Origin of the sequence: Flavobacterium sp. CF108, assembly GCF_900129795.1 — a bacterium.
GTDB lineage: Bacteria > Bacteroidota > Bacteroidia > Flavobacteriales > Flavobacteriaceae > Flavobacterium.
Window position 1 is genome coordinate 49,564 of the sequence record NZ_FQWW01000008.1, and the last position, 20,624, is coordinate 70,187.

Consider the following 20,624-nt stretch of genomic DNA (forward strand, 5'->3'; position numbering starts at 1 on the left):
TAACTCAAAATCCAAATAATGGAGAAAAAGTATTCCGTTGCCATTTATCCTTCGCAAGATGTTATTGATTCCGTCAAAATAATGAAGGATTATTTAAAAAGCAAAATTGACTGGTATAACAGCTGTAATTCTGTTGGACATATTACGATTTGTGAATTCACAATTAACGAATCCGAAATTGATAAATACAAACAAAAGCTTTTTAAAGTTTGTGATACTTTTACTCCTTTTCAAGTCTATTTAGATCATTTTGGTTCTTATGACAATGCCGGAGCATTCTATATAGCTCCAAATGAAGAATCAAAAAATAACCTGAAACCCATTATGAAAAAGATTCAGGAATCTTTAAAACCTTTAAAACTCAAAAAAAGTGACGATCCGCATATGTCAATCGGAAGAAAATTAACCCCCGAAAATCTTAAAATAGCTTCACATCTTTTCACTACAATTGATATTGATTTTTCATGCAAGGAAATTGTACTTCGAGAACTTGATCCTGTTAAAAAACAGTTTTTTGTAATTGATACTTTTTTATTTGGAAGTAATCCTGAGCCAGAGTTTGTTCAGGGGAGTTTCTTTTGACGTTTTGCCACGAAGGAACTAAGACACAAAGTTTTTTTCACAAAGTATTGTCATTGCGAGGAACGAAGCAACCACACTAACAAAGATCACCAATTGATTCAGCAAGTGAGATTGCTTCGTTCCTCGCAATGACTGTGCAAATCTGTTTTATCCGTAAAATCTGCGGGCCAAAAAAATTTCGTATATTTGAATTTTACAATTCACAAATATGAAATCCTTAGATTCATTTTACCAGGATATTACCGAAGGCTCAACTATTGAACCAAATTCATTACTGCCAAATGACATTCAAAAAGAGATTGGTCATTTTAATGTATTTGACATCAAAGAACTTTTGGAGCGTTTGCAGGGAAAATCGGTTATGCCTTATGACAGAAGGGCTTATTACAAAATAAGCTTGATAAGAGGCAGAAACAGAGCCGAATATGCTGATAAAGTAATCGAAATAGAAAAACAAGGATTGTTATTTGCAACACCAAAAATCCCATACAATTACGTTCCGCAGGATACCAATCAATCTGGACAATTTTGCGTTTTTACAAGCGAATTTTTATCCAAAAACAAAAGCGGAATAGACTTAGATGATCTTCCTATTTTTGCTTCAGATGGATATCCTATTTTTCAGCTTTCAGATGAAGAAGTAGAAGAAGTAGCTTTGATTTTCAACAAAATACAAAAAGAAATTAATTCTGATTATATCTATAAATATGATTTGATTAGAAATTATGTGGCTGAATTAATTCACTTCGGACAAAAATTACAGCCTATAACCGCACTTTATTCTAAGCACAATTCTGCGGCGAGAGTTTCCTCTTTATTTGCTGAATTATTAGAAAGACAATTCCCAATAGAATCTCCACATCAGCGATTAGAATTAAGAACCGCAAAGGATTTTGCAGCGAGATTATCTGTTCACGTTAATCATTTAAATAAAGTTTTAAAAGAAAACACCGGAAAAACCACAACTGAATTAATCAGCACACGATTGACAAACGAGGCGAAAATCCTTTTAAAACAAACGGATTGGAATATTTCTGAAATCGCCTTTTCTCTTGGTTTTGAGGAATTAGCGCATTTTTCTAACTTTTTTAAAAAACAAACTACTTTAACGCCGCTGGCTTTTAGATTGTAGAATTATTTTAGATTGCAGAGTTTAGATTTTAGATCATTACAAAATAGTGCACAAAGTTTGTCATTGCGAGGAACGAAGCAACCGCACTAGTATGCGTTTTATTTAGCAAATGAGATTGCTTCGTTCCTCGAAAAGACTGTGCTTTGAGTATATTTCTTTGCGTGTCCTTCGGCTTCGCTCAGGAGGACATAAAATGAGAATTGAAATTTTTAATTCTCATTTTTTAATTTTTAATTTCACAACTCTGATTTGAATTTCGCAAACATCGGTTTGATATTTACAATTCCTCAACACTACTTCACTCCTACCTTTGTCTTATCAATTTAAAAGATCAAAAAGATGAATTTATCAAACAACAAAATTTTAATAACAGGCGGTGCAAGCGGAATTGGACTTGGACTTACTGAAAGATTTATTCAGGAAAATAATACTGTAATTATCTGCGGCAGAAGAGAATCTGTTTTAAATGAAGTGAAGGCAAAATTCCCTTCCGTAATCACAAAAGTATGCGACTTATCTTTAGAAGAAGAAAGAATCGAACTTTACAAATGGATTACAGAAAATCATCCTGATTTAAACGTATTAATCAATAATGCCGGAATCCAAAAATGGGTTTCTGTAACTGATGTTGATTTCTACGAAAGCATGAAAGCAGAAATCAATACTAATATTGAAGCACCGCTACATTTAACTTCCTTATTTATTGAACTGAAATCTTTAACAACAGTAATGAATGTAACTTCTGGACTGGCATTTTCGCCTTTTGCAAAAGTTCCGGTTTATTCGGCTACAAAAGCATTTTTCCGTTCGTTTACACTTTCACTTCGTCATTTATTAAAAGCTAAAAATATCGAAGTAATCGAAATTATTCCACCCGCATTGAATACAGATCTTGGCGGAGTTGGTTTACACGACGCACATCCAAGCGTAAGCAGTTTTATCGAATCTATTTTTGAGCAGTTAAAAGATGGAAAACCGGAACTTACTTTTGGAACCAGCGAAACGAGATTAAACGCAAGCGCAGAAGATTTAAGAAATCATTTTAATGCAATGCATTCTAATTAATTTTATTTAAACACATAGAAACATAGTTTTTGTAAACGCATAAAAAGCATTTCATTTATCTAAACAAACATAGAAATAGCAACGAGAAATTATAAAGATAACTAAACGCATCGCTATGCGTTAGAAACTAGTTTCTTTTTGCAATCTTTTTAGATCAAAATAAAATCTATGTTTCTATGTGTTTAAAAAAAATCACACTGTGCGGGGTCTTCGACTTCGCTCAGACTGACAGAAAAAACAATTCACAATTCATAATTCATAATTAAATAAAATATGGCAGTAAATACAAAAATAGCTCTGGTTACAGGAGGAAGCAGAGGTTTAGGGAAAAATATGGCAATAGCAATTGCTAAAAAAGGACTTGATGTAATTATAACATACAACAGCAAAAAAGACGAAGCAGATGCTGTTGTAAAAGAAATCGAAAGTTTAGGTCAAAAAGCAGCATCACTTCAATTGAACGTTGGAGATTCAAATACTTTTGATGGCTTTTTTGAAGGTATTTCTTCGACTTTAAAAAGCACTTTCAATACTAATAAATTTGACTTTCTAGTAAACAATGCCGGAATCGGAATTCACAATTCATTCATTGGAACTACTGAAGCAGAGTTTGACCAATTGACTAATATTCAGTTTAAAGGCCCGTTCTTTTTAACTCAAAAAGCTTTGAATGTAATGAACGACGGCGGTGGAATTGTAAATATTTCAACTGGTCTGGCAAGATTTTCATTTCCTGGTTATTCGGCTTATGCTTCTATGAAAGGCGCAATCGAGACGTTAACAAAATATCAGGCAAAAGAATTAGGCGAAAGAAAAATCAGAGCAAATGTTGTGGCTCCGGGTGCAATCGAAACTGACTTTGGCGGAGGTACTGTTCGTGATAATGAACAATTAAACAAACACATAGCTTCAATTACAGCTTTAGGAAGAGTTGGCCTGCCAGACGATATTGGCGGCGTTGTTGCTTTTTTATGTACCGAAGATGCACGCTGGGTAAACGCACAGCGTATTGAAGCTTCTGGCGGAATGAATTTGTAATTCTTATTTACGTTGAGAATTAAACCCGACAGGTTTTAAAAACCTGTCGGGTTTGCTGTTTTAAATGAGTTGAATGCGTATTTTTTTAACCTATTTGAATTGTTTTAATTAAGTTTCCTTCTTCATCAAAGATGAGATTGTAATTTTTTCCATCTTTTGCAGCTTTCACTTCATAAGTCGCTTTATTTTTAGCATCAAGCGCAGAGTAAGCTTCTCTTACAGCTGCTGTCGGTTTAGCTTTTGACTTACTTTTTGATTTTGATTTCGAAGTTGAAGTAGATTTAACAGAATAATTGGCGTCAAGATAAGTCTGTATAGCTTTTGGCAATTTAGCGCTTGAAATCTGTTCTTTATACGTTTTAAAATTTCCATCACTGTCATAAACTGCGTATGCCTGAGTATTAGCTGCTGTTTTAAACTTTGCTGCAAAGTAAATATCGCTCTCATTCTTACCATATTCCATAGACCAAATTGGCTTTTTCTGTGGATATTGTTTTTCAAACGCCTTTACTATATTTTCTGATGGAAGCAGGATACTCTGCTGCCCTATTAAAAAATTGAAGCATAGAAAGGCAGTAAATAATAAAATCTTTTTCATAGTAATACTTATAAAATTAAATAAAGTAATAAAATTACTACATTTTTATTTATTGCGAAAATTTAATCTTCAAAATATTTTCTAGCATAAAACAAAACCCGACAAGTATAAAACTTGTCGGGTTTGCCGTTTTAAATATAATTGAATTAGTAAGTGTGCTTTTTAATTTTTTTCGATGATAACATCAAAACCTCCATTTTGATCAAAGACAACATCATAAAATCTGGAGTCTTTTTCTACCCCCACTTCATAAGTGGTTTTATTTTTATCATTTACTATCACAGCGATTTCTTTAATCGCTTTTGGTTCATAATTTTTCTTTAGATAACTCTGCGCTTTTTGTGGTAATTGACTTAAGGGAATTTGCAATTCATAAGCTTTTAAAATTCCCAGATTATCATAAACTGCAAGTGCTTTAGTATTCTTATCGGTATTAAATTTTGCTTCGTACCTAATTTCATCATTATCATCGCCAACGTAGTCTATAGACCACACAGCAGTTTTATTTGGGTATTCTTTTTCAAAAGTAAACCGAACTTTTTCTGGCGGTGTTACTACTTCATTTTGAGCGCTTAAAAAACCACCGTAAAGTAAAACCAGCAATAAGAATACTTTTTTCATGATCCTGACTATTAAAATTAAAAACCAAAATAAGTACTAAAATTATTACTTTTAAAATGAAATCCAAATATTTTTTAATAAAAAAAATGTTACTTTTTTAATCTATCTGTCAATTCCCTTTTGTAGGTTATTCCAACGGGTAATTTTTCATTTTTGATTATTACAAAATCTTTTTCAGTTGTATCAATTTTGTCCAATGCGACAATATAAGATTTATGAATTCGGATAAAATTCTTTTCCGGCAGGCATTTTTCAAGTTCGGTTGTAGTAATTGAGGCCAGATAAGTTCGTTTTGTCGTGTGCAGTTTCACATAATTTCCAAAACTTTGTGCGTACAAAAGCTGGTCTAATTCAATATCAATAAAATAACCGTCAACTTTTACGCTCACTTTGTTTACAACAACTTCTTCTTCTTTGGTTTTTACATTTTCTGTAGAGAAAAAACGATCTACAGCTTTTAAAAATCTTGGGAAATAAATGGGTTTCAGTAAATAATCAATTACACCGTAATCGTAACTTTCGAGTGCAAATTCAGAATAAGCGGTCGTTAAAATTGTTTTAGGATGATTGGGAATAATCTTTAATAATTCCATTCCTGAAATCTCTGGCATGTTAATATCCAAAAACATCAAATCGACTTTATTTTCCCTAAGATAATCCATTGCTTCAATGCCATTATATCCCTGAAAAACCAATTCTAACTGCGGATTTTGTTTTATATAATTAGCTAAAACATAATGCGCTGCCGGCTCATCATCAACAATAATGCATTTTTTTGGATCTCTCATTATGCAAATCTTTTCAACTGCAGTTTTAAATCAACTATATAAGTTTTTTTATTCTCCTGAATATCGAGTGTATAGTTCTTCCCGAAAATCAAATTCAGTCTTTCAATCGTGTTTTTTAAACCAATTTTGGTCGAAACAACATCCGTTTGCTTCGTTGGAATTGAGTTTACTACATGAAGATGCAGCTGCCCGTCTTCAACTGTAATAAAAATCTGGACGAAACATTTTTCAATCGCACAGGTTCCGTGTTTAAAAGCATTTTCGATAAAAGCGATTAAAAGCATCGGCGAAATTTTATATGCATTTTCATTATCAACTTTAGAATCAAAAGTAATATCACAGCGATATCCTACACGTTCTTTTTCAAGCTGTACATAACTGTTTATAAATTCTAATTCGTCTTCTAAAGATACGCATTGTTTGCTGTTACTTTCTAATTGATAACGCATTAACTGCGAAACCTTCATAATCAAATCCGGTGTTCTGTCTGGAAATTCAAGGCTGATTCCGTAAAGCGTATTAAAAGTATTGAATAAGAAATGCGGGTTTAACTGTCCTTTTAGCGAATTCAACTGCATTTGGTTAAATAACAAGGCTTCTTCAGTACGTTTTCTGTGTATTCTGTAGAATTTAAAAACAATAATCGGGCTCAAAATACAAACCAAAGTTCCCAGAACGCTGGCTAATTGATACAAATAACTTCTTTGATGGGAGTTTTGATACAAATGACAGCTGCTAAACATATCCAGCATTGTAATTTCATACAAAACAATCGAAAAAACAAGAACTCCAAAAAGCGTTAATACCAGGTAAGTAAAAGGACGTCGGGTTTTAAATAATATCGGAAAAAGGAAGAAACGATTAAACTGTGCATGCATGTACAAAATGCAATAAAAGAAAATCCCCATAAAAACAGATGTTATAGAACTAAATAACATCCAGTCGTTTTTTAAAGTATATATGGTAAAGGAAAACGCGACGACGGCAATTTCCTGCCACCATTTGTTATCCAGAATATTATCAAATTTTATGCTCATTTTTTAAACTTAAATAGTTCACAAAGTACGGACAAATATTTAATTATCATTTCTAAAAAATGACCAATTGAATTGGTCATTTACTATTGCAGTACATCACTTAACATGACTTTTATCAGTACAAGACAAATAAATTTGTGCTATAATTTCACACTTGAGTTTATGTATTTCAAAAAAATTACCTTATTATTTTTCTTGATTTTTGCATCAATCGGTTACTCTCAAACCCTTTCTTTAAAAGAAGCAGTAAAAACTGGGCTTGAAAATTACGGTTCGATCAGGGCAAAAAACAATTACACCAATGCATCAAAAGAGACTCTAAAACAATCTCGACGTGATTACCTGCCTAACCTTAACTTATCGGCACAGCAGGATTACGGAACTGTAAATGGTCAAAATGGACCGCTTTATGGTTTTGGAGGTCTTGGAGTTGCTTCATCAGGATTACCGCTGCCGGAACAAAACTGGAATTCGGCTTTTGGCGCACTTTATCTGGTCAACATGAACTGGGATTTTTTCACCTTTGGAAAAACACAGGAAAAAATCAATTTGTCTAAAATTGATGTTCAGGCTAAAGAAAAAGATTTACAGCAGGAAAAATTCCAGCAGGAAATCAAAATTTCTGCTGCTTATTTAAATTTACTGGCAAGCCAGAGATTGTTGATTTCTCAGCAAAAAAACCTGGATCGTGCGGAGGTTTTCAAAAAGACAGCTGTTGCGAGAGTTAAAAACGGGTTATTGGCGGGTGTAGATTCTACATTGGCTACAGCCGAAGTTTCAAAAGCTAAAATTGCTTTAAACCTTGCGAAGAATTTCGTTAAGGAACAAAACAATAAGTTAGTCGATTTGATGGGTGTTGCGCCTCAGGATTTTGCTACCGATACTCTTTTTGTAACTCAGATTCCAAAAGAATTAATTAAAGGAAATGCAGCTGCGGATAGTCTTCATCCTTTATTGCAATTCTATAAAACGAAAATCGATTACAGCAATCAGCAGGTTAAATTATACAAACGTTTTTATTACCCAACAATGAGTGCTTTTGGAGTTTTACAAACCAGAGCTTCGGGATTTGAAAATAGTTATGCTACAGACCAGCATGCTTTTAGCAGAAATTACTGGGATGGCGTAAATCCGGATCGTACCAATTATTTGGTCGGAGTTGGAATTACATGGAATTTAACCACGCCTTTTAGATCAAGCAAACAAGTAAGCGCTCAGAAATTTGTTTCTCAGGCTTTACAGGAAGAATACAATCAGGCAGACAGAGAATTAAAATCACAGCTGACTTTTGCCGAAGATAAGATCAAAATTACACTTGATAATTATGCCGAAGCGCCAATTCAGGTTGATGCGGCTAAAAGAGCTTACATTCAAAAATCGACTTTATACAAAAATGGTTTAACCGATTTAACCGATTTGACCCAAACGATTTACACTTTAAACCGTGCCGAAATCGATCGTGATATTGTGAACAATAATGTATGGCAGTCGTTTTTACTGAAAGTTGCTGCAACGGGCAATTTTGACTTATTTATAAATGAATTTTAATTATAACGTCTAATGAATTTAATACGTTTTGCACTCCGCAAACCCATTTCCATATTAGTATTGGTTGCGGGTCTATTTTTCTTCGGAATTGGTGCCATCAAGGACATTAAGGTAGATATTCTGCCAAAAATGAATTTGCCGGTTATTTATATTGCGCATCCGTTTGGAGGTTATACGCCAGACCAGATGGAGGCTTATTTTGCTAAAAACTACGTGAATGTTTTACCTTTCTCGAATGGTATAAAATCCGTAGAAACCAAAAATATTCAGGGGTTAATGATTATGAAATTAACCTATTATGAAGGTACAAATATGGCTCAGGCTGCTGCCGAGTTAAGTGCGCTTTCAAACAGGATCCAGGCGGTTTTTCCACCGGGAACACAGCCTCCGTTTATCATTCGTTTTGATGCTTCTTCACTGCCAATTGGTCAATTGGTTTTGAGCAGTAAAATTAGGTCAAATAACGAATTACAGGATTTAGCCAACGTTTATGTTCGTGCTTCGTTTACTTCGATTCCCGGTTTATTATCGCCGGCTCCCTTTGGCGGAAGCCCAAGAACAATTGAGGTTAACGTAGACCCTGATTTATTGCGTTCGCATAATATGACGCCGGATCAAATTGTGGAGGCGATTCGTTTAAACAACCAAACGGCTCCATCAGGAAACGTTCGTATGGGCGACAAAAACTATATTACGCCAACCAATAATACGATTAAAGAAGTTAAGGATTTTGAACAGATTCCGTTATTTAAAGGCGGCGTTCAAAATCTAAAATTAGGCGATGTTGCTTCGGTAAAAGACGGTGCCGATATTACGGCAGGTTATGCTTTGGTAAACGGAAAACGTTCGGTTTATATTAGTATTGCAAAAGCGGGTGATGCTTCGACTTGGGATGTAGTTCAGAAATTAAAATCAGAATTACCTAAAATTCAAAGTACACTTCCTGAAGATGTAAAATTATCTTATGAATTTGACCAGTCGGTTTATGTAATCAACTCGGTTAAAAGTTTAATTACTGAGGGAATTATTGGTGCGGTTTTAACGGGATTAATGGTTTTATTATTTCTGGGAGATAAACGTGCGGCATTAATCGTAATCTTAACCATTCCTATTTCGATTATTTCGGGAGTTTTATTTCTGAAATTGTTCGGGCAAACGATCAATTTAATGTCTTTAAGCGGACTGGCTCTTGCCATTGGTATTTTGGTGGATGAAAGTACGGTAACTATTGAAAATATTCACCAGCATCTTGATATGGGCAAACCCAAGGCACTCGCGATTTGGGATGCGTGTCAGGAAATTGCATTGCCTAAATTATTGATCTTACTTTGTATTCTAGCCGTATTTGCGCCAGCGTTTACCATGGTTGGTATTCCGGGAGCGTTGTTCTTGCCTTTGGCTTTAGCGATTGGATTTTCGATGGTTATTTCCTTTTTATTATCTCAGACTTTTGTGCCTGTAATGGCAAACTGGATCATGAAAGGTCATGAAAAACACGAACATGGCCCAGAAATTACAGATGATGAAGCAGAATTTAGAGACTGTGGTTTAACTCCTGAATCTGAAAAAGATTTGATAACACAGAAAAAAGGTTATGTTGAAAAATTAGATACGGATAATAACGGAAAAATAAGTCTTTTTGAAAGATTCAGAATTCGTTTTATGAGAACTTTAGATCGTTTATTTCCATACAAAAAAGCGACAAGTATTATCTATTTGGTTTCTGCTACAGCTTTAGCCATTGTATTTATTGGTTTTATCGGAAAAGACGTATTTCCAAAAACCAACTCAAGTCAGTTTCAATTGAGAATGCGTGCTATTGACGGAACTCGTTTAGAAATAACAGAAGAACAAGCCAGAATTGTTTTAAAAGAATTGGAGAAAATGGTTGGAAAAGAACATATCGGAATCTCTTCTGTTTATGTGGGCCAGCACCCATCTTTATTCTCCATTAACCCTATTTATTTGTTCATGGCAGGTTCGCATGAAGCTGTTTTTCAGGTAAGTTTAAAAGAATATCATGTTGATATGGATGAGTTTAAAGATGACTTTAGAGCAAGACTTAAAAAAGTGCTTCCAAATACAAAAGTTTCTTTTGAACCAATCGAATTGACAGATAAAGTTTTAAGCCAGGGTTCTCCTACTCCAATCGAAATTCGAATTGCAGGAAAAGACAAAAAACGAAATGAATTATATGCCAATCAAATTGTTGACAAACTAAAAGCGATTTCGTATTTCAGAGATGTGCAAATTGGTCAGCCAATTCACTATCCGGCAATGAATATCGATATCGACAGAACTCGTGCTGCTGAATTAGGAGTTGATATGAATGATATATCACGTTCGCTTATAGCTTCGACTTCATCATCAAGATATACAGAAAAAAATACCTGGGTTGATGAAAGAGCAGGATTATCCTATAACGTTCAGGTTCAGGTTCCTTTGAATAAGATGAAAAGCAAAACTGATATTGGAGAAATTCCGGTATTAAGAAACTCGATTCGTCCGGTTTTGAGCGACGTTGCAAAAATTACACCCACATTTGTAAGTGGTGAAAATGACAATTTAGGGGCTATGCCTTACATTACCGTTACGGCAAACATCAACCAAACCGATTTAGGTACGGCTACAAAAGATGTGGGCAAAACAATTAGTTCATTAGGCGAATTACCTCGTGGTTTGTTCATTTCGCCAATTGGGTTAAGTACTGTATTGAGCGAAACATTAAGTAGTTTACAAACAGGATTATTGGTTGCCGTTTTTGTAATCTTCTTAATGTTAGCCGCTAATTTCCAGTCGTTCAAAGTTTCATTGGTTATTTTAACGACAGTTCCTGCGGTTGTTTTAGGAGCTTTATTAATGCTTACGCTTACAGGTTCAACGTTAAATTTACAATCGTATATGGGAATTATTATGTCGGTTGGAGTTTCGATTGCCAATGCCGTTTTACTGGTCACAAATGCGGAACAATTGCGCAAACGAAACGGAAACGCATTAGAATCTGCGCGAGAAGCTGCGGCGTTACGTCTTCGTCCAATTATCATGACCTCTGTGGCGATGATTGCGGGAATGCTGCCAATGGCAATTGGACACGGTGAAGGAGGCGATCAGGTTTCTCCGTTAGGAAGAGCGGTTATTGGCGGATTATTATTTTCTACTTTTGCCGTATTATTAATTCTTCCTCAGATTTTTGCCTGGGCACAAGAAAAAACATCGACACAATCTGTTTCTTTAGATCCTGAAGACGAAGAAAGCATCCATTATATCTCATCAATAAGTAAGTCGAAAGTTGGAAAGTCATAAAGTTGAAAGTCCAATCGAGGTGAAAAAACTTCGATAACTTTTATCCTTTAATAATCATATAAAACCAAAAAATGAAAAATAAAATACAATATAGCGCGCTGTTTTTTGCAGCATTGTTTTTCCTTAACAGCTGTAATTCAAAGAAAGAAGAACCTGTTGTGGCAGAAATTGAACCTAAAACTGAAACGTTTCTTTTAGAAAAAGAAAAACTAAGCACAGAATTGCGTTTACCAGCCGAATTAACTGGTTTTCAACAAGTAGATTTGTATGCTAAAGTGAGCAGTTTCGTAAAATTATTGAAAGTTGATATTGGTACGAAAGTAAAAAAAGGACAGCTTTTAATTGTTTTAGAAGCTCCTGAAATCAGTTCACAGCTGGCTGCTGCCGAATCGAGATTAAAATCGATGGAAGCGATTTATGCAACCAGCAAAAGCACTTACAATCGCTTGTATGAAACAAGCAAAGTTGAAGGAACGATTTCTAAAAATGATTTAGAAATGGCAAGCGGAAAAAAGAATTCTGATTACGCGCAATACCAAGCCGCAATTGCAGCTCATAAAGAAGTTTCGATTATAAGAGGTTATCTTGAAATTCGCGCTCCGTTTGATGGCGTTGTGGCGGCAAGAAACGTGAATTTAGGAACATTTGTTGGTCCGGCAGGAAAAGGCTCAGATTTGCCTTTATTGACCATTCAACAGCAAGATAAATTACGTTTGGCGGTTTCTATTCCAGAATTGTATACAGGATATTTACACGAAGGCGACGAAATGAGTTTTAATGTAAAATCATTGCCTGAAACTTTTAAAGCTAAAATTACCAGAATGTCTGGTGCTTTAGATTTAAAATTACGTTCTGAGCGTGTTGAAATGGATGTTATAAATACCAAAAAAGATTTATTACCTGGAATGGTTGCCGAAGTTTTATTACCGCTTAACGCGAAAGACAGCACATTTGTAGTTCCGAAATCGGCGGTTGTGAATTCTGCTGAAGGTTTGTTTGTAATTAGAGTTGTGAATCATAAAGCAAACAGAGTTGATATTAAAAAAGGAAGAGAAATCGACGACAAAATCGAAATTTTCGGAGATTTAAGCCTTAAAGATAAACTGGTAAAAATTGCCAGCGAAGAAACTAAGGAAGGCGATATCATAAACGAATAACCTGCGTTTAGTCTTCAATTTAGTGATTACCAAAAACTGTACGCATTCTTGAATGCGGCATTTTAAAATTGTTACTGATTTTAAAATGCAAATCTAAAATTTGCCTTGAAGGACGGTACTTGATATAGTGCCGTCCTTTTTTTGTTTAATAAAACAGGTAAAAATACGTAGTTGTTTAGATTAGTAAATTAATATTTTTGATAAAATGATTTTACAATTCAGAAAAATCAGAATTATTGGTTTAGATTGTGTTTACGAACGAGAGGCTCGGCGCTAGTCAAAGCAGTGGTAGCAATGGTTTTGACAAAATAGCTAATTTAGTTCCAACCGGAAATTACTAAGTTAAATTGTTATCTTTAAAACTAAATTTAAAAAACAATACTGCTCCAAGTCACTGAATATTAACTGTAAGTCTAAATAATACTATTCTTATGAAAGAGCAAGAACTACAAGAAATAAAACAATATTTTGAACGAAAGAAGATTGAGTGTTTAATTCAAAAGACTGCTTATGAAAAATGGTTAACTGTAATAACTCCTTTTAGATGGATGGCAATTGCATTAGGTGTTATTTTACCTGCATTTTTAGGTATATCAATTTTTACTGAGAGTGGATTAGTAACTATGAGTAACTGGAAAATTATATGCTCATCTGTCTTACTAATATCTTCAATCGTTTCAGGTCTCCATACTGCATTGAAATGTGATAGTCATCAACAGGAATGCCTTAGGCTTAGTAAGCAATATGAATCATTAGCAAACAAATTTGAATTTGCTTGTACAAATAATCAAGATGAAATTGATTCTCAGAAAAAAATCCTGAATGAGAAATATACTGAACTTATAGAAAATACGTCAACTACACCTGCAAGTTGGTGTTTAAATAGTGCTAAAAAGGCTTACCAATAAGAACTACCATCTGCTATCGTGAGCGTCCCGCTCGTGAACGTAATATAGATAAAACTAAATGTAAAAAATCATGAACGGGACACTCATGTTAGCCGAGTAATATTTTTTCATATAGATACTTTACAGTATTATAAATAAATCAACATTAATATGAAACATCCTGAAACGATAATAAAATACGATTCTTTTCCATGGGAAAAAGTTTTCCCTGATTTACTTTGGATAATATTTTGGCTTGTGATTTTCTTATTTGTAAAGAATTTTATTTTTACAATTCTAACAACAATGGTAAATAGATTAAAGCACGGAGCAGGAGTTAAAATTGGTTCTTTTGAAATTGATTCTCTGAAAGTACTGCCTAATAATTCAATTCAAAATAATCATTTTATTACTACTGAAGATGAAGGTAATACAAGAAACAAACAACGAAACGATTATTATAAAGTACAGCGTGGTGCAATGCTTGTTCATAAAATTTTTAAATCACAAAAAAATGGTCAACTTTACGATATTCTAATTTATATAATTCCACAAAAAAATTGTAATTTAATTCAAGTTACAAGTGTTGAATATTATTTTGGGAAATTTTGGGGCAAAAATATTTTCAGTAGTCTTGACAGAAGTAATGGTTTTGCAATTGCTACCTCTGCATATGGAGCATTTTTATGTACTGCAAAAATAAATTTTAATGATGGAAAAAGCGAAACTGTCTATAGATATATTGATTTTGAAATGGGTGATGTAGCTTGTATTGTCGATCAAGAGCAAAAACCTAAATCTTAAAAAAAATGAGTTTACTTGTCTCGTCCTGAAAAAAGTTTAGTAACAATTTTAATAAAAAATATTTACAAAAAGTTGGCATTAATGATTTAGACTTCATTCACGGGTAAAGACGCTCGCACTAGCGGCGGCTTTCGTTATGAACTTTGTGTGATAAATTTCGCTATCATTTATTACTATTGTTTCTCTTTGGCAATTTTTATTTTCAATTAAAATAAAGTACTTATCGTTCATAAAAGTGATAAATTTTCCTTTTATAATTTTGTTGTCGTGATTCAATACAATTTCAATATTATCTTCATAGTTAGATAGCATTTTTTTAGAATCTTTCTTAGCTACGTATGGATAATAAAATACAGATATAAGATAACCTACTATAAATATTATAATTATATAACTCCGACGGTTAATAGTTCCAAGTCTATCTATTCGCTTTTCTAACATAACAATAATTACTAAACTGATAATAAATATAATAATCGTTAAAAAATCGATGTTGCTTGAATCATTTGCAATATATATCAGCATAATTCCAAAAAACAAATATAAAACTACCTTACTTAAGGGAATTTCATCCTTTTGTTTTAATTTTATAACATCTTCAATAGACCTTAATAAAGCAAGAAATACTAAAATTATAGTTGTCCAAGTAGTTGTGATAATTTTTTCAATAGAAATTTCTATAAATGAACTATCAATATTCAAATTATTAAGATATGTTTCCCAATAAGACCATCCTAACTGATAGAGCAGAATTCCACCAATAGTAATTACTGCTGTATAATCTAAAAATGTTTTCTTAGAAATTTCTTCACTCATTATTTAGAATTAATTTCATTGAACTCTTCAAAAAAACTTTCAACTATATGAGCAATACCCGCCTTATTAAATTGTAAATGATTTTTTCTTTCAGCATCAGTTCTCAATGCTCTAAATGATTTGTCCTTATATGCATCTCTAGCTAAATCACCTTCAGGCGTATCTTGGTCAAGTTTTGATTTGATGAATTGCAAAATTGTCATAATTCTCAAGTTAAAGTTAATAAGGTTAAAAGTAAGAGTATTTGTAAGAGTTACAAAATGTTTTGTCAACATTAAATTTCTTACCTTTCAAATATACTCCTGCTAACATAAGCATCTCCCCAGCTGGCGCGAGCGTCCCGCTCGTGCAATATTCCTTTTGAATTAAAATAGTAATGCGTTCACGAGCGGGACGCTCGCGCCAGCAGGGGATTACCAAAAACCGTACGCATTCTTGAATGCAGCATTTTAAAATTGTTACTGATTTTAAAATGCAAATTTAAAATTTACCTAAAAGGGCGGTGCATTTTGTGCCTCCTTTTTTTGTTTTATAAACGGGTAAAAATACGTGGTTATTTAGATTGTAAAATTGATATTTTTGATAATATATAATTCTCTTACTTGAAAAAGGTTTTCCGTAAATTTATAATTAATTTAATAATAATATTTGCTTAATTAATCATTTATTAACTAACAAAATAAACTTATAATTATGCAATTGGAAGGAGCAATAATAAAAGAACAAGGTCAAAATTTTGCAATTGTAATTGTGAAATCACATGTATTAAATTCGAGTGAACGAGATAATGCAATTAAACAATTTTCAATATACTTTCCAGGAATGCCAATTATCTTAATGGCACAAAATTCTAAAGGAATTCCAACATATTATGGACGAAAAGATATAGTAGACTTTTTGTCTAAACTTCATCTATCACAAATTCCGTGGAAAAAATTTACATTTAATCAATATAAAGTTTAAATAATCAAAATTATAAAAATATGGATTTTTCAAATGAATACCTTCAAGTTCAAAATTCGGTAATTAGAGTTATTTCAACTATAGGTCAGGGAAGCGGGGTTTTAATTGGTGATGGAACAAGAGCATTAACATGTAGCCATTGTATTGTACCTAATAATAACATAGTAGGAGCATTATCAGGACAAAACCATGGGCAAATTGGAACTGTTATTTTTAATGATGCAAATCTTGATATTGCAATTATAGAATTTCAAATACCCCTTGGTTCTGGTGTTGCCTTAGGCAATTCAGATAGCGTTAAAATTGGACAAGAAGGATTTGTTTTAGGTTTTCCTTCACATACTAATAATATAACAGCATTAGGAGCACATATTGCTGGTTTTGAATCTAATAATGGTATACAACTTATAAAGATTGATGCATCAATAAATCATGGTAATTCAGGTGGACCTCTTTTTAATTCTGCTGGTGAATTAATTGGAATTGTAAATGCAAAATTTGGCAATTTATCAAGTTTTTTGAACCAAATTCAACAAACAAATGCAGATGGCATAACAATGTCAATAGGAGGAATTGATCCTGTCCTAACTTTAAAACAATTAATTGTCGAAATGAAGAAAAATTTAAATTTAGGAATGGGTTCTGCTATACCTCTTAAAACAATAGGTTCCAAGACAAATATAATAGGAAATTTGTTAGTATAATTAATTATTATTTTTTGTTTCTAAGTAACTTTTCGTTAATAAGGAAGATATTTAAAAATAGATCTATCAGCAACATTTTTAAAAGAATTAAAAACAAAAAACCTCAATTTTTTCAAATCGAGGTTTTTATAAAAAATTCTATTCCTTCTCCAAATAAGGATTCAAAACTTCAGCCAATTCATTCAGCCAAAAAAAGCTGTTTTCTAAATTATCTATTCCGTTTTGAAGGGTTTCATGTTCACGCATAACTCCTAAAGCAAGGATATAATTTACCTGCCTTATTGCTTTGGCCATTTCTTGCGGATCAATTTTGTCGTTGAAGAAATTTAGAAGTCTTGTTTCGGTTTCTTTTGAAAATGTGTTTGTTTTCATAATTGTCGTAAAATTAGGAATATAAAAACCCTTGCATGTTAGTGTTCCTAGCACTTACGACAGTGCTTACGGTCGTTTCCGATACCGTACACATAATACAAGGGCAAATTTCGTTTAGTTTCAAAGTCGTAATATTTAGGAAAAACAAATATAAGTTAATTTTAAATATTTTCCTACAAAATTAAAACACATTTATTCAAATATAATAAAATAATATATGGTATAAAGTTTCTAGCTTTTTAAAAACTAAATATTCCAAAACGCAAAAATAAGGGTTGGACATTATCCGATTTTGGCTTAATATTACATCACCAAAAACCAGAAAATATCTTATGAAAAAAATTATTGCTTTACTATTTCTTGTAGTTCTTACTTCATGCGATCAGAATCATTCGAATGAAAAATTTGAAAAGAAAACAGTCGAAAATAAATATTCATTATCAGTTCCGGAAAATCTTGGCGTTACGACAGAATTGAATGATGAAGCTTCTTTACAATTACAGAATCAGTTTGACGAATTTTATATTATTGTAATAGATGAATTAAAAACTGATTTTGTAAATGCTGTTGAAAATAATTTATTAAACACAACACCAGATCTCGATGGGTATTACAATGCTACTTTGAATAATTTAAAAAAATCTGGTTTAAAAGATTTTAAGCTCTACGATGTACAGAAAAAGAAAATTAATTCCTCAAGTGCTATTGTTTTTTCAATATCTGGAATTACTGACGGTTTTAACGTTTTTTATCGATTTGCAATTGTACAGGGAAAAGACCGATACTATCAAATCATGTCATGGACAGAAGCCAGTAAAGAAAAACAATATACCGAAAGAATGAATAGAATTCTAGATTCTTTTAATGTAGAAGAAGCTGGGTATTCGAAAAGCAAAAACCGTTTGGCAAAAGACAGAACGAAAAAATAATGAGAGAAAACATTCTATTACTTCTTCAAATAATAACTATAGACTTTTTTACAGCCTTTGGTTTATATTCAATTCTATATCTAATTGTTTCAATTTTTATAAAGAAACCAATTCTGTACAAAATAGATGAAGAAGCTGTTAAATTTATTTCTTTGGCTGGCGTAATTTATTTTGCTGTCTGGATAATTGGAATTTTTGTTTTTTATGCAGAAAATAATCCTGAGGAGAAAAGTGATATGCTTAACAGAATGTTCGGGAAATACTGGATTGGATTTTGGTCGCAGCCCATTTTATGGTTCGCTCTTACACAATTACTGCGATTTAAAAAAGTCAGCAAAAATGCTTTATTGAGAATCGTATTCAGCTTTTTCCTTATTTTTTCAATTGAACGATTGATAATATTTACTGTCACTCTTCATCGCGATTATTTACCAAGTTCTTATAGAATGTATAATGATTTGGATATCATTTATCCATCAAACTTTTTTCTTGCATTGTTGATGAAAATTATGGTGTTTTTGCTTTTTGTTGGAATATATTATTTAGCAAAAAATCAAATAAAAAAAATTACAAAAACTAAAAGAATTGAGAATTGAATCCTGTTTAAACATCTTATAAAAAACCTTATTTTAATACAATAAAAACTTTTAAGGGTATAGTAAGTAAAAACCGCTGTCTTATATTTACAATACTACGCCAAAATTTAAAAGATTTTTATATGCACAATACCAAAAAAATAACCAAATTATTATCTCAAAAATTCAACTCAAACATCTGTATTCATGGTAGTTTCTTAAAAAGTAAATACACCTCTATACTTGATGCTAATAACGGAACTAATTTTATTACTTCAGATAATCTAATCTATTCCTTCAAAGATCACGAGCGACATCGGTGGTTTACAGTTATACATTCATTTCATGCAAATGGAAAAGAATATTTTCCAAGTATTGGTGATCATTATACTTTAGAAAACGGAATACAATATAGTTTTACTACCCAAGACGAAATTGTAGAAATGGCGGTTGCGTATTTCAGTAAACATGTGTCGATAAGTTGATTGTGGGGCTTCGACTTCGCTCAGCCTGACAAGATTGTGGCTTTTTTTATCGTATTACATTTTTAAACTGGACTGAAGTCCAGCCCTACAATATGGATCATTCCTTCGGAATTTTTGTTTTTCATTTTTGTATCTATTGTTCATGTTATTGACAGTCGCAAGAAAAATGATAAATACATCAAAACAAAATGAAGGAAATCTAAGAAAAGAGCCAAAGGCTCGGTTAATATTGTAGAGCTGGACTTCAGTCCAGCTCTACAATATGGAGCATTCCTTCGGAATTTTTGTTTTTCATTTTTGTATCTATTGTTCATGTTATCGACAGTCACAAGAAAAATGATAAATACATCAAAACAAAATGAAGGAAATCTAAGAAAAGAGCCAAAGGCTCGGTTAATATTGTAGGGCTGGACTTCAGTCCAGCTCTACAATATGGAGCATTCCTTCGGAATTTTTGTTTTTCTTTTTTGCATTTATTGTTCATGTTATCTACGGTCTCGAGAAAAATGACAAATACATCAAAACAAAATGAAGAAAATCTAAGAAAAGAGCCAAAGGCTCGGCCTATATTGTAGGGCTGGACTTCAGTCCAGTTCAAAGCGTAATTATATCGTTTCTTCGGAATTTTTGTTGCTCAATGACATGAAAAAGAAATCTTTTTCTTTTTTGCATCTATTGTTCATGTTATCTACGGTCGCAAGAAAAACGACAAATGCATCAAAACAAAATGAAGAAAAGCTAAAAGAGAGCCAAAGGCTCGGCCTATATTGTAGGGCTGGACTTCAGTCCAGTTCAAAGCGTAATTTGTATGGGTCGGATTTTAATCTGGTTTAGGGTATAATTTTTATACACCAAATTTCCACATCAATTTAATTCATTTTAAACTGGACTGAAGTCCAGCCCTACAATATGGATCATTCCTTCGGAATTTTGTTTTTTATTAGATGAAAATAATATCCTTGGCTAGATACTAACTGACAATTCTGTTGGAAATGAAATTTCAAATCGATTCTCATTATGCAGCCTTTTAGTGTATTGCTTTGTCATTTCTCTAAATGACAAACTACATGTATCGCTCCTACGCAAAAGAGCCAAAGGCTCGATCCATATTGTAGGGCTGGACTTCAGTCCAGTTCAAACAGAATTATTAAGAACAGATTTCAATCCGGTTTACACGTAATTATTTCATTTATATTTTTGTTTCTTCTGAAAAAAGATAC

General features: G+C 32.7%; 21 protein-coding genes. 14 read left to right on the top strand and 7 right to left on the bottom strand.

Translation table 11 applies throughout. From position 1 onward, the window contains the following. Positions 1-18: 18 nt before the first annotated feature. The 4 genes from BUE10_RS19895 to BUE10_RS19910 all read left to right on the top strand — a co-directional run bounded on the left by BUE10_RS19895 (position 19) and on the right by BUE10_RS19910 (position 3,817). Positions 19-582, top strand: a complete 564-nt coding sequence (locus BUE10_RS19895) for a 2'-5' RNA ligase family protein (protein WP_073488219.1) — start codon at positions 19-21, stop codon at positions 580-582. A gap of 208 nt (positions 583-790) precedes the next feature. Next, positions 791-1,714 carry a helix-turn-helix domain-containing protein gene (locus tag BUE10_RS19900; protein WP_073488222.1) on the top strand — a complete coding sequence of 308 codons (924 nt, stop codon included), beginning with the start codon at positions 791-793 and terminating at the stop codon, positions 1,712-1,714. A 339-nt stretch (positions 1,715-2,053) separates the two neighbouring features. Further along, entirely contained in the window at positions 2,054-2,779 is a 726-nt protein-coding gene (locus tag BUE10_RS19905) for an SDR family oxidoreductase (RefSeq protein ID WP_073488225.1), read from the top strand. 273 nt (positions 2,780-3,052) lie between these two features. Continuing rightward, the gene (locus BUE10_RS19910; RefSeq protein ID WP_073488227.1) at positions 3,053-3,817 is read left to right on the top strand and encodes an SDR family oxidoreductase; all 765 of its coding nucleotides are present in this window, start codon (positions 3,053-3,055) and stop codon (positions 3,815-3,817) included. Positions 3,818-3,902: 85 nt separating this feature from the next. Here BUE10_RS19910 and BUE10_RS19915 read toward each other — a convergent pair whose 3' ends face one another. The 4 genes from BUE10_RS19915 to BUE10_RS19930 form a co-directional block, all read right to left on the bottom strand. Further along, positions 3,903-4,415, bottom strand: a complete 513-nt coding sequence (locus tag BUE10_RS19915) for a PepSY-like domain-containing protein (RefSeq protein ID WP_073488230.1) — start codon at positions 4,413-4,415, stop codon at positions 3,903-3,905. A 162-nt stretch (positions 4,416-4,577) separates the two neighbouring features. After that, a complete protein-coding gene (locus BUE10_RS19920; protein WP_073488233.1) occupies positions 4,578-5,036 on the bottom strand; it encodes a PepSY-like domain-containing protein in 459 nt (152 codons plus the stop codon). An 89-nt stretch (positions 5,037-5,125) separates the two neighbouring features. Next, positions 5,126-5,824 (bottom strand): LytR/AlgR family response regulator transcription factor, encoded by a 699-nt coding sequence (locus tag BUE10_RS19925; RefSeq protein ID WP_073488235.1) that lies wholly within the window; start codon positions 5,822-5,824, stop codon positions 5,126-5,128. After that, positions 5,824-6,861 (bottom strand): sensor histidine kinase, encoded by a 1,038-nt coding sequence (locus BUE10_RS19930; RefSeq protein ID WP_073488238.1) that lies wholly within the window; start codon positions 6,859-6,861, stop codon positions 5,824-5,826. Before BUE10_RS19930 ends, BUE10_RS19925 begins: the two co-directional genes overlap by 1 nt. 162 nt (positions 6,862-7,023) lie before the next feature. Here BUE10_RS19930 and BUE10_RS19935 point away from each other — a divergent pair, with 162 nt between their 5' ends. The 5 genes from BUE10_RS19935 to BUE10_RS19955 all read left to right on the top strand — a co-directional run bounded on the left by BUE10_RS19935 (position 7,024) and on the right by BUE10_RS19955 (position 14,560). Beyond that, on the top strand, positions 7,024-8,409 hold the full coding sequence (locus tag BUE10_RS19935) for a TolC family protein (RefSeq protein ID WP_073488241.1): 1,386 nt from the start codon (positions 7,024-7,026) through the stop codon (positions 8,407-8,409). A 12-nt stretch (positions 8,410-8,421) separates the two neighbouring features. Next, positions 8,422-11,712 (top strand): efflux RND transporter permease subunit, encoded by a 3,291-nt coding sequence (locus BUE10_RS19940; RefSeq protein ID WP_073488244.1) that lies wholly within the window; start codon positions 8,422-8,424, stop codon positions 11,710-11,712. Positions 11,713-11,783: 71 nt separating this feature from the next. After that, on the top strand, positions 11,784-12,869 hold the full coding sequence (locus BUE10_RS19945; RefSeq protein ID WP_073488246.1) for an efflux RND transporter periplasmic adaptor subunit: 1,086 nt from the start codon (positions 11,784-11,786) through the stop codon (positions 12,867-12,869). A 431-nt stretch (positions 12,870-13,300) separates the two neighbouring features. After that, on the top strand, positions 13,301-13,777 hold the full coding sequence (locus tag BUE10_RS19950) for a hypothetical protein (protein WP_073488248.1): 477 nt from the start codon (positions 13,301-13,303) through the stop codon (positions 13,775-13,777). A 150-nt stretch (positions 13,778-13,927) separates the two neighbouring features. Then, positions 13,928-14,560 (top strand): pYEATS domain-containing protein, encoded by a 633-nt coding sequence (locus BUE10_RS19955; protein ID WP_073488250.1) that lies wholly within the window; start codon positions 13,928-13,930, stop codon positions 14,558-14,560. A 93-nt stretch (positions 14,561-14,653) separates the two neighbouring features. On the opposite strand, the gene BUE10_RS19960 is transcribed toward BUE10_RS19955, so the two are convergent. After that, on the bottom strand, positions 14,654-15,376 hold the full coding sequence (locus tag BUE10_RS19960; protein ID WP_073488253.1) for a hypothetical protein: 723 nt from the start codon (positions 15,374-15,376) through the stop codon (positions 14,654-14,656). After that, positions 15,376-15,579: a hypothetical protein gene (locus tag BUE10_RS19965; RefSeq protein ID WP_143056006.1), complete on the bottom strand. Its 204-nt coding sequence runs from the start codon at positions 15,577-15,579 to the stop codon at positions 15,376-15,378. Before BUE10_RS19965 ends, BUE10_RS19960 begins: the two co-directional genes overlap by 1 nt. A gap of 490 nt (positions 15,580-16,069) precedes the next feature. On the opposite strand from BUE10_RS19965, the gene BUE10_RS19970 reads away from it, so the two are divergent. Together BUE10_RS19970 and BUE10_RS19975 are read left to right on the top strand one after the other, a co-directional pair. Next, complete coding sequence (locus BUE10_RS19970; protein WP_073488259.1) at positions 16,070-16,339, top strand: hypothetical protein; 270 nt, start codon at positions 16,070-16,072, stop codon at positions 16,337-16,339. A gap of 20 nt (positions 16,340-16,359) precedes the next feature. Then, positions 16,360-17,043, top strand: a complete 684-nt coding sequence (locus BUE10_RS19975; protein ID WP_073488263.1) for a S1 family peptidase — start codon at positions 16,360-16,362, stop codon at positions 17,041-17,043. A 138-nt stretch (positions 17,044-17,181) separates the two neighbouring features. Here BUE10_RS19975 and BUE10_RS19980 read toward each other — a convergent pair whose 3' ends face one another. Next, positions 17,182-17,415, bottom strand: a complete 234-nt coding sequence (locus BUE10_RS19980; protein ID WP_073488266.1) for a hypothetical protein — start codon at positions 17,413-17,415, stop codon at positions 17,182-17,184. A 332-nt stretch (positions 17,416-17,747) separates the two neighbouring features. On the opposite strand from BUE10_RS19980, the gene BUE10_RS19985 reads away from it, so the two are divergent. From BUE10_RS19985 to BUE10_RS19995, 3 genes are all read left to right on the top strand, one after another. Continuing rightward, positions 17,748-18,344, top strand: a complete 597-nt coding sequence (locus BUE10_RS19985) for a hypothetical protein (protein WP_143056005.1) — start codon at positions 17,748-17,750, stop codon at positions 18,342-18,344. Further along, a complete protein-coding gene (locus tag BUE10_RS19990; RefSeq protein ID WP_073488271.1) occupies positions 18,344-18,940 on the top strand; it encodes a hypothetical protein in 597 nt (198 codons plus the stop codon). The genes BUE10_RS19985 and BUE10_RS19990 overlap by 1 nt, the downstream gene beginning before the upstream one ends. Before the next feature lie 122 nt (positions 18,941-19,062). Further along, entirely contained in the window at positions 19,063-19,404 is a 342-nt protein-coding gene (locus BUE10_RS19995; RefSeq protein WP_073488274.1) for a hypothetical protein, read from the top strand. Positions 19,405-20,624 lie beyond the last annotated feature (1,220 nt).

Bases quoted from the DNA above. Each gene is read 5' to 3' on its own strand.
- BUE10_RS19975 (WP_073488263.1), top strand. From the start codon at position 16,360: ATGGATTTTTCAAATGAATACCTTCAAGTTCAAAATTCGGTAATTAGA.
- BUE10_RS19980 (WP_073488266.1), bottom strand. From the start codon at position 17,415: ATGAAAACAAACACATTTTCAAAAGAAACCGAAACAAGACTTCTAAAT.
- BUE10_RS19955 (WP_073488250.1), top strand. From the start codon at position 13,928: ATGAAACATCCTGAAACGATAATAAAATACGATTCTTTTCCATGGGAA.
- BUE10_RS19905 (WP_073488225.1), top strand. From the start codon at position 2,054: ATGAATTTATCAAACAACAAAATTTTAATAACAGGCGGTGCAAGCGGA.
- BUE10_RS19910 (WP_073488227.1), top strand. From the start codon at position 3,053: ATGGCAGTAAATACAAAAATAGCTCTGGTTACAGGAGGAAGCAGAGGT.
- BUE10_RS19995 (WP_073488274.1), top strand. From the start codon at position 19,063: ATGCACAATACCAAAAAAATAACCAAATTATTATCTCAAAAATTCAAC.
- BUE10_RS19920 (WP_073488233.1), bottom strand. From the start codon at position 5,036: ATGAAAAAAGTATTCTTATTGCTGGTTTTACTTTACGGTGGTTTTTTA.
- BUE10_RS19895 (WP_073488219.1), top strand. From the start codon at position 19: ATGGAGAAAAAGTATTCCGTTGCCATTTATCCTTCGCAAGATGTTATT.
- BUE10_RS19940 (WP_073488244.1), top strand. From the start codon at position 8,422: ATGAATTTAATACGTTTTGCACTCCGCAAACCCATTTCCATATTAGTA.
- BUE10_RS19935 (WP_073488241.1), top strand. From the start codon at position 7,024: ATGTATTTCAAAAAAATTACCTTATTATTTTTCTTGATTTTTGCATCA.
- BUE10_RS19915 (WP_073488230.1), bottom strand. From the start codon at position 4,415: ATGAAAAAGATTTTATTATTTACTGCCTTTCTATGCTTCAATTTTTTA.
- BUE10_RS19970 (WP_073488259.1), top strand. From the start codon at position 16,070: ATGCAATTGGAAGGAGCAATAATAAAAGAACAAGGTCAAAATTTTGCA.
- BUE10_RS19900 (WP_073488222.1), top strand. From the start codon at position 791: ATGAAATCCTTAGATTCATTTTACCAGGATATTACCGAAGGCTCAACT.
- BUE10_RS19965 (WP_143056006.1), bottom strand. From the start codon at position 15,579: ATGACAATTTTGCAATTCATCAAATCAAAACTTGACCAAGATACGCCT.
- BUE10_RS19950 (WP_073488248.1), top strand. From the start codon at position 13,301: ATGAAAGAGCAAGAACTACAAGAAATAAAACAATATTTTGAACGAAAG.
- BUE10_RS19985 (WP_143056005.1), top strand. From the start codon at position 17,748: ATGAAAAAAATTATTGCTTTACTATTTCTTGTAGTTCTTACTTCATGC.
- BUE10_RS19990 (WP_073488271.1), top strand. From the start codon at position 18,344: ATGAGAGAAAACATTCTATTACTTCTTCAAATAATAACTATAGACTTT.
- BUE10_RS19930 (WP_073488238.1), bottom strand. From the start codon at position 6,861: ATGAGCATAAAATTTGATAATATTCTGGATAACAAATGGTGGCAGGAA.
- BUE10_RS19925 (WP_073488235.1), bottom strand. From the start codon at position 5,824: ATGAGAGATCCAAAAAAATGCATTATTGTTGATGATGAGCCGGCAGCG.
- BUE10_RS19945 (WP_073488246.1), top strand. From the start codon at position 11,784: ATGAAAAATAAAATACAATATAGCGCGCTGTTTTTTGCAGCATTGTTT.
- BUE10_RS19960 (WP_073488253.1), bottom strand. From the start codon at position 15,376: ATGAGTGAAGAAATTTCTAAGAAAACATTTTTAGATTATACAGCAGTA.